This is a genomic window from Sporolactobacillus shoreae, assembly GCF_004684935.1.
Lineage (GTDB): Bacteria > Bacillota > Bacilli > Bacillales > Sporolactobacillaceae > Sporolactobacillus > Sporolactobacillus shoreae.
The window spans coordinates 1-5,718 of record NZ_SRJD01000044.1 but is presented as its reverse complement, the minus strand read 5'-3'; the positions used below and the strand labels follow the sequence as shown (position 1 = coordinate 5,718).

Below are 5,718 nucleotides of genomic sequence, written 5' to 3'. Positions count from 1 at the left end.
ACCCTGCGTGTGTGTCCGTGTGAGCCGTAGTCGTGCGACAGCTTACGCACGACGACATACGGAGCACACCACAGACACTAAGGCGAAACTAAAAATAAAAGGATTGACAAAATATGGTAACTGAATTCTTCATGCCGATGAAAGTTCCGACAACAACACATCAGCAGAAACAGGTACGAGTGCTGAAAGGCAAGCCAGTCTTTTATGAACCCGATGACTTGCAGGCTGCACGGTCGAAACTGATGGCTTACCTTGGACAGCATGTGCCGGAAAAACCTTTTAGCGGTCCAGTGAGAATGATTACGAAGTGGTGCTTCCCAATCAAAGGAAAACACTACAACGGAGAGTGGAAAACAACAAAGCCGGACGTTACAAACTTGATGAAACTGTTTGAAGACGTGATGACAGACCTTGGATACTGGAAAGATGACGCTTTAATCGTAAGCGAGATTACTGAAAAATTTTGGGCGGAGTTGCCAGGAATATATGTGAGAATTGATAGCTTAGAAAGTGAGTGAAAGTAATGGCAGGAAAATGTTCTTACTGCGGTTCGACACATAGAGTTGCTAGATTTAGAGGCGGAAACTTGTTTTGTCTAAAACATTATCTGCAGATGAGAACGTATGGAAAATGCTTTGATGGAAGTAAGCCAAGACAAAGGAAGAATTCAATTATTCTTAAAGATGACTATACAGTAATCGTTACAGCGAATGGCGATAAGGTATTAGTTGACAATCCAATAGTTCCAAAAATTATTAACCCGAGTTGGTGCATTAGTAAAACAGGATACGTAGTCGCGAACATTAATCACAAGGTTGTTAAAATGCATCGGCTAATCTTAAAATGCTCTGACGATAAAGTTGTTGATCATATCAATGGCAATAGATTAGACAATCGTTTAAAAAACTTAAGAATTTGCAGTGCTAAAAATAATTCAAGAAATAAAGGCGTAGGCAAAAATAATTCATCCGGTGTTCCTGGTGTTTCAAAGACTCCTAATGGAAAATGGAGGGCACGAATCATGGTTGATCGAAAAGAGATTGCTTTAGGCCGATACGAAGATTTTGAAAAAGCTGTTCAGGCTAGAAAGCAAGCCGAAATAAAATATTTTGGTAAATATGGCAGAATAGCAAGCCGTGAGGTGTGAGCCATGGATTATAAGCAGTTTTTCAGTGAGGTGGCTGATTGGGTGCTTGAAGTCAACAGTAAGGCATCGTCTCTTGGAATGGATAGCGATGGATTTTGGAAGTGGATCATGCAGTCATCTGCCGCGATCAGTGAACGATACGAAAATAATAAGCTAGTTGTCAATCAGATGGTGATGCTTGTTGATTGGGTACAGGATATCTACAGAGCAAGCAAGGAGGCAGCAGGATGACGGAAACGAAAGATAAGTTAAAAACAGCAGTGTTTAAATATATTGAATCTGAGATTTATGATTATCCGGATACCGTACAAAACATCAAAGATCGGTACCAGAATATCATGTATGCTTCGTCAAAGCAGGATGATGCAGGAGTTGTCAAAGGCGGCGGAGTTGGCAGGCCAACAGAGCGGATAGCAACGGCACTAATGAGCAGTACCAGTTTAGCACGACTTGAACGAATCGCTTCTGCGATTGGGTCATCATACGATCAAATGCCTGAAGATCATAAAAGGGTCATCCAACTTAAGTATTGGGATAATCGTAAATTGACAATGGAGGGCATCGCATCTGAGTGCTTTATGCATCGGAATACGGCGAGCAAGTATCGTAAAGAGTTTGTCTATCTTGTTGCATCAAAGCTAGGATACTAAGCGTGTGCATGCCTTGTGCATTTGACCCTACAAATCGTGATAATATGATAGTGTGGTAATGATATAGAGATTGCCTAAAGCGCCTGACGAGGGCGCTTTTTATTATGCATTCAGGAGGTTGTGCAGAGATGGCAGATCAGAGCAAACCAATTACAAACGGATGGGAAGAACCGCTAGTTCCGCCTAATTGGTGGAAACAAGGCGGAAGTATTGAGAAAGATAAGATGCCGAAAGAGGCAATGGATGTTTATCAGGACTGTGTCCGAAAAGTTAAACCCGATCACGGCAAGCAAATCGGTGAACTAACGGTCAAAGTGAATATCGATTGCAGCGATGCACTGAAGGGATTGAAAGCCGTGCAACGTGAAGCAAAGAAGGCAACACAAGCGCTGAAGGAACTAGATAAAACGAAGAGGTATATCGGAGTTGATCTTGCCAACGGTCCGGATCAATCGGTGGTGATTAACCATGAAACGTTACTGGCGAATCTACAAGTCAAATCGTAAACATGAATCCATTATTAGATCACTGATCAATACGTATCATTGCTATCAGATCATAAGCAAAGGCGGGTAATGAAGTATGATAGATGACAATAAGTTTATGGCACAGCTAAACTATCTGGATCGATTGATTCAATTGCATAAGTCAGGTATTGCTTGTCTTGATTCAGCTGGCAAAGACTCTGTTCTTGATCGAATCAAGCGAACGATTGATGCAATGGAAAAAACAATAGATGAATAATGCGACAACGTGATGAGATTGATGCGTTATACCATACCACAAGATGGACAAAGTGCAGACATGTTGTTCTCATTCGTGATGCTTACTTGTGTCAAGAATGCTTGCGTCGTGGACTGGTCACGCCAGCGAATACGGTGCATCATCGTGTTCCTGCACGAGATAATCTAGCGTTGTTCTTTGATCAAGATAACCTAGAAGCAACATGTGAAGCATGCCACAACCGTGATCATCCTGAACGCAGTGGTGGCAAACCGAAACAGAAACAGCATCGCGATGTGATGAAGTTCTATTCAAACAACGAAACAAGTTAGATTCATTGCTTGATTCGTTCGCTGCTTATCACGTTTTGTTCACACATTTGACACAAATAGAGTGACAACGTGCCAGCGCAGCTGATTCGATTTCAAATATTAAAAAATTATTGGATATCCCCCCTGGTCGAGAAATGAAGGATTCAGTGATGAAAATAAACGGTGCGGGCCATCCTTCACAATAAATTCGCTGATCAATATTTTTTAAATGCCAAAAAAAGATGGTATCCTTCCCTTTCGGGATTGGTTACCATCTTTTTCGATAACATCGTATATCGACAAGGCGGATTTGTAAAGACCAAAAAATAAAAAAATTTTTTTGAACGGATGGTGAGATAAGTGTACGAAATCAAGCATGGCGATTGCATAGATGTTTTAAGAGATCTAGAAAATGATAGTTTCGGAGCGATCATAACGGATCCTCCGTATTGCTCAGGGGGGGGCTTATCGGGGCGATCGGGTAAAACCAACGAGTGAAAAGTATTTGGATAACGATTCCAAAACTGAATACCGAAATCATGACTTCGCTGGGGATACAATGGATCAACGTGCGTTTATAAATTATACAGCCTCTTGGCTTAAAGAAGGCCGCCGTGTTGTTAAACAGGAAGGCGTATGCGCGGCGTTTATCGACTGGCGACAGCTTCCGGCAATGACGGATTGTTTCCAGATGTCAGGTTGGATATGGCGCGGTATTGCCGTATGGAATAAACCAAGTTCAAGACCGCAAAAGGGTCGGTTCAGGGCACAAGCAGAATACATTGTGTGGGGAAGTAAAGGGGCCTTACCATTAGATAGAAATTCTCCCGTTCTGCCGGGTGTTTTCACTACCTCAAGTGTGCCAAGCAAATCACGAATTCACCAAACACAAAAGCCGCTTGATCTGATGAGGCAGGTTGTAAAGTTATGTGAAAAAGGAGAAAGAATATTTGACCCATTTGCGGGCAGCGGAACAACGATATTAGCCGCTGAGCTCGAAGGATTCGACAGCTTAGGCATTGAGCTAGATGACTATTATGCAGCCGAAGCGGATAAACGAATTAAGGAATATTTATCTACTGTTCAGCAGACTGTTTAATCTAATTACGGAAGAAAAGGGAGGTGACGCGCCATGCCGACACCAGCGAAAAGTGCGATGCTGCAGCTTATTCAGGGTAACCCGAACCGGCGTACCAAGGAACAATTGAATAAGCGAGTCGAAAATGAAAAGAAGCTGCAGATGCGGGCTGAGAATGTCAAACCGCCGGCATGGCTGCCCACTGCTGCAAAGAAAGAGTTCAAACGGCTGGCCGAACTTCTGCTTGAAGTTGAGCTGATTAACGAAGCCGATATCGATCATCTAGCGCTGTTTTGCGATGCTTACGCGCAATATATCCAGTATACGAAAGAGATCAAGAGTATGGGGCTCTGGGTGGACGGAAAATCGAATCCGCTGATCATGCGTAAGAAAGACGCGGCTGCACAAATGCGGTCATTCGGTGCCGACCTCGGCTTATCACCTTCTGCACGCGCAAAACTCGCTATAAAGCTGAATGGCGATGACAGAGACGATGATGAAGATGACTTCTAAGCCACTTTTGGATATGAATTACACAGAATTGACCCAGTGGTGGAATGCTTACCGAGAAGAAGAAGCGTCATGGGGTGCTTATCTCAAGGAACCAGCGCCTGTCGTATTGACAACCATTTACGCGCAGCTGCTTGCGGAAGGGTCAATACCCGCGTCGAAAGAGAACATTTCAGCGGCAAAACGGCATTTACATGATCTCGAAAGGCAAGGAACAGATGCGTTTCCTTGGATTTTTGACGAAGAAAAGGCGCATCGTCCCATTCAGTTTATCGAAGAGAAGTGTAAACCGTCCAAGGGCGATTTTGATCAGCTCGTTTTGCAGCCCTGGCAGCATTTCGTGATCGGTTCGCTGTTTGGCTGGGTGCATAAAGATACCGGGGTCCGACGCTTCCGCGAAGGATTGGTCTTTGTAGCCCGCAAAAACGGAAAAACGACTTTAATTAGTGGTTTAGCGAATTACATGTTGGGTTTTGATGGCGAAAACGGCGCTAGGGTTTATGTTCTTGCGAATGCGGAACAACAGGCGCACGAGTTATTTGACGAGTCTAAAGCTATGGTTGAGAAATCGCCGTACTTGCTCAAGAAATTTGGAAAACCACAGCGTAATCGCATTCTTTTTAACAAGACTTTTTCCAGGATTGAGGCCCGTGCATCCGATAGTAAACGGCTTGATGGTTTGAATACGCACCTGGGTATCTTTGATGAAATTCACGAATTCAAGGACTTTAAGCTGATTAACGTCATCAAAAAGAGCCGCGGTGCCCGAAAACAGCCGCTGATCATCTACATTACGACAGCCGGTTATGTATTAGACGGCCCATTGATGGACTTTTACGAGATCGGGAAGAGCGTTGTTAACGGGATTGAGGTCGATGACCGGACGTTTTATTATCTCGCCAAGCTGGATGACTTGGAAGAAATGGACAAGCCGGAGCTTTGGATCAAGGCGAACCCGAACATCTGCCTGATGGATTTTGTCAATTTGGTAAATGACTGGAAAAAGGACAAGAAAAGCCCTCAAGAGCGGGCCGACTGGGTCACTAAGCAGTTTAACATCTTTTCTGATGTTGATGAGATGTCCTTTGTCGATGTCGCGACGATCAATAAGAACAACAAAGTGCTAGATATAGAAACGCTAAAGGGGCGTGAGTGCATTGGCGGGTATGACTTATCTGAAACAGAGGACTTTACGTCAGCTTGTCTCGAATTTCCACTTGAGACGGGCGAGATTTTTATCCTGTCGCACTCGTGGATACCCTTAGCACGGTTTGATCGTGACGGTCATCAAGAACGGCT

The 5,718-nt window shown here is 43.8% G+C and carries 10 protein-coding genes; all 10 read left to right on the top strand.

Annotation, left to right across the window (positions count from 1 at the left end):
- Positions 1-113: 113 nt before the first annotated feature.
- Positions 114-518: a RusA family crossover junction endodeoxyribonuclease gene (locus E4665_RS17785; protein WP_135350145.1), complete on the top strand. Its 405-nt coding sequence runs from the start codon at positions 114-116 to the stop codon at positions 516-518.
- A gap of 5 nt (positions 519-523) precedes the next feature.
- Entirely contained in the window at positions 524-1,147 is a 624-nt protein-coding gene (locus tag E4665_RS17780) for an HNH endonuclease (protein ID WP_135350144.1), read from the top strand.
- 3 nt (positions 1,148-1,150) lie between these two features.
- On the top strand, positions 1,151-1,378 hold the full coding sequence (locus E4665_RS17775; protein WP_135350143.1) for a hypothetical protein: 228 nt from the start codon (positions 1,151-1,153) through the stop codon (positions 1,376-1,378).
- Entirely contained in the window at positions 1,375-1,797 is a 423-nt protein-coding gene (locus E4665_RS17770; RefSeq protein ID WP_135350142.1) for a transcriptional regulator, read from the top strand. The genes E4665_RS17775 and E4665_RS17770 overlap by 4 nt, the downstream gene beginning before the upstream one ends.
- 128 nt (positions 1,798-1,925) lie before the next feature.
- On the top strand, positions 1,926-2,303 hold the full coding sequence (locus E4665_RS17765) for a hypothetical protein (protein ID WP_135350141.1): 378 nt from the start codon (positions 1,926-1,928) through the stop codon (positions 2,301-2,303).
- Between the two features lie 76 nt (positions 2,304-2,379).
- Entirely contained in the window at positions 2,380-2,541 is a 162-nt protein-coding gene (locus E4665_RS18290) for a hypothetical protein (RefSeq protein ID WP_167815253.1), read from the top strand.
- A complete protein-coding gene (locus tag E4665_RS17760; RefSeq protein WP_135350140.1) occupies positions 2,541-2,852 on the top strand; it encodes an HNH endonuclease signature motif containing protein in 312 nt (103 codons plus the stop codon). Before E4665_RS18290 ends, E4665_RS17760 begins: the two co-directional genes overlap by 1 nt.
- A 484-nt stretch (positions 2,853-3,336) precedes the next feature.
- Complete coding sequence (locus E4665_RS17755; RefSeq protein WP_277752235.1) at positions 3,337-3,930, top strand: DNA-methyltransferase; 594 nt, start codon at positions 3,337-3,339, stop codon at positions 3,928-3,930.
- Between the two features lie 33 nt (positions 3,931-3,963).
- A complete protein-coding gene (locus E4665_RS17750; RefSeq protein ID WP_135350139.1) occupies positions 3,964-4,422 on the top strand; it encodes a phage terminase small subunit P27 family in 459 nt (152 codons plus the stop codon).
- Positions 4,403-5,718: terminase large subunit (locus E4665_RS17745; protein ID WP_206663604.1), on the top strand; the 1,316-nt coding region annotated here is incomplete at its 3' end. The genes E4665_RS17750 and E4665_RS17745, both read left to right, overlap by 20 nt.

Bases quoted from the DNA above. Each gene is read 5' to 3' on its own strand.
- E4665_RS17785 (WP_135350145.1), top strand. From the start codon at position 114: ATGGTAACTGAATTCTTCATGCCGATGAAAGTTCCGACAACAACACAT.
- E4665_RS17780 (WP_135350144.1), top strand. From the start codon at position 524: ATGGCAGGAAAATGTTCTTACTGCGGTTCGACACATAGAGTTGCTAGA.
- E4665_RS17775 (WP_135350143.1), top strand. From the start codon at position 1,151: ATGGATTATAAGCAGTTTTTCAGTGAGGTGGCTGATTGGGTGCTTGAA.
- E4665_RS17770 (WP_135350142.1), top strand. From the start codon at position 1,375: ATGACGGAAACGAAAGATAAGTTAAAAACAGCAGTGTTTAAATATATT.
- E4665_RS17765 (WP_135350141.1), top strand. From the start codon at position 1,926: ATGGCAGATCAGAGCAAACCAATTACAAACGGATGGGAAGAACCGCTA.
- E4665_RS18290 (WP_167815253.1), top strand. From the start codon at position 2,380: ATGATAGATGACAATAAGTTTATGGCACAGCTAAACTATCTGGATCGA.
- E4665_RS17760 (WP_135350140.1), top strand. From the start codon at position 2,541: ATGCGACAACGTGATGAGATTGATGCGTTATACCATACCACAAGATGG.
- E4665_RS17750 (WP_135350139.1), top strand. From the start codon at position 3,964: ATGCCGACACCAGCGAAAAGTGCGATGCTGCAGCTTATTCAGGGTAAC.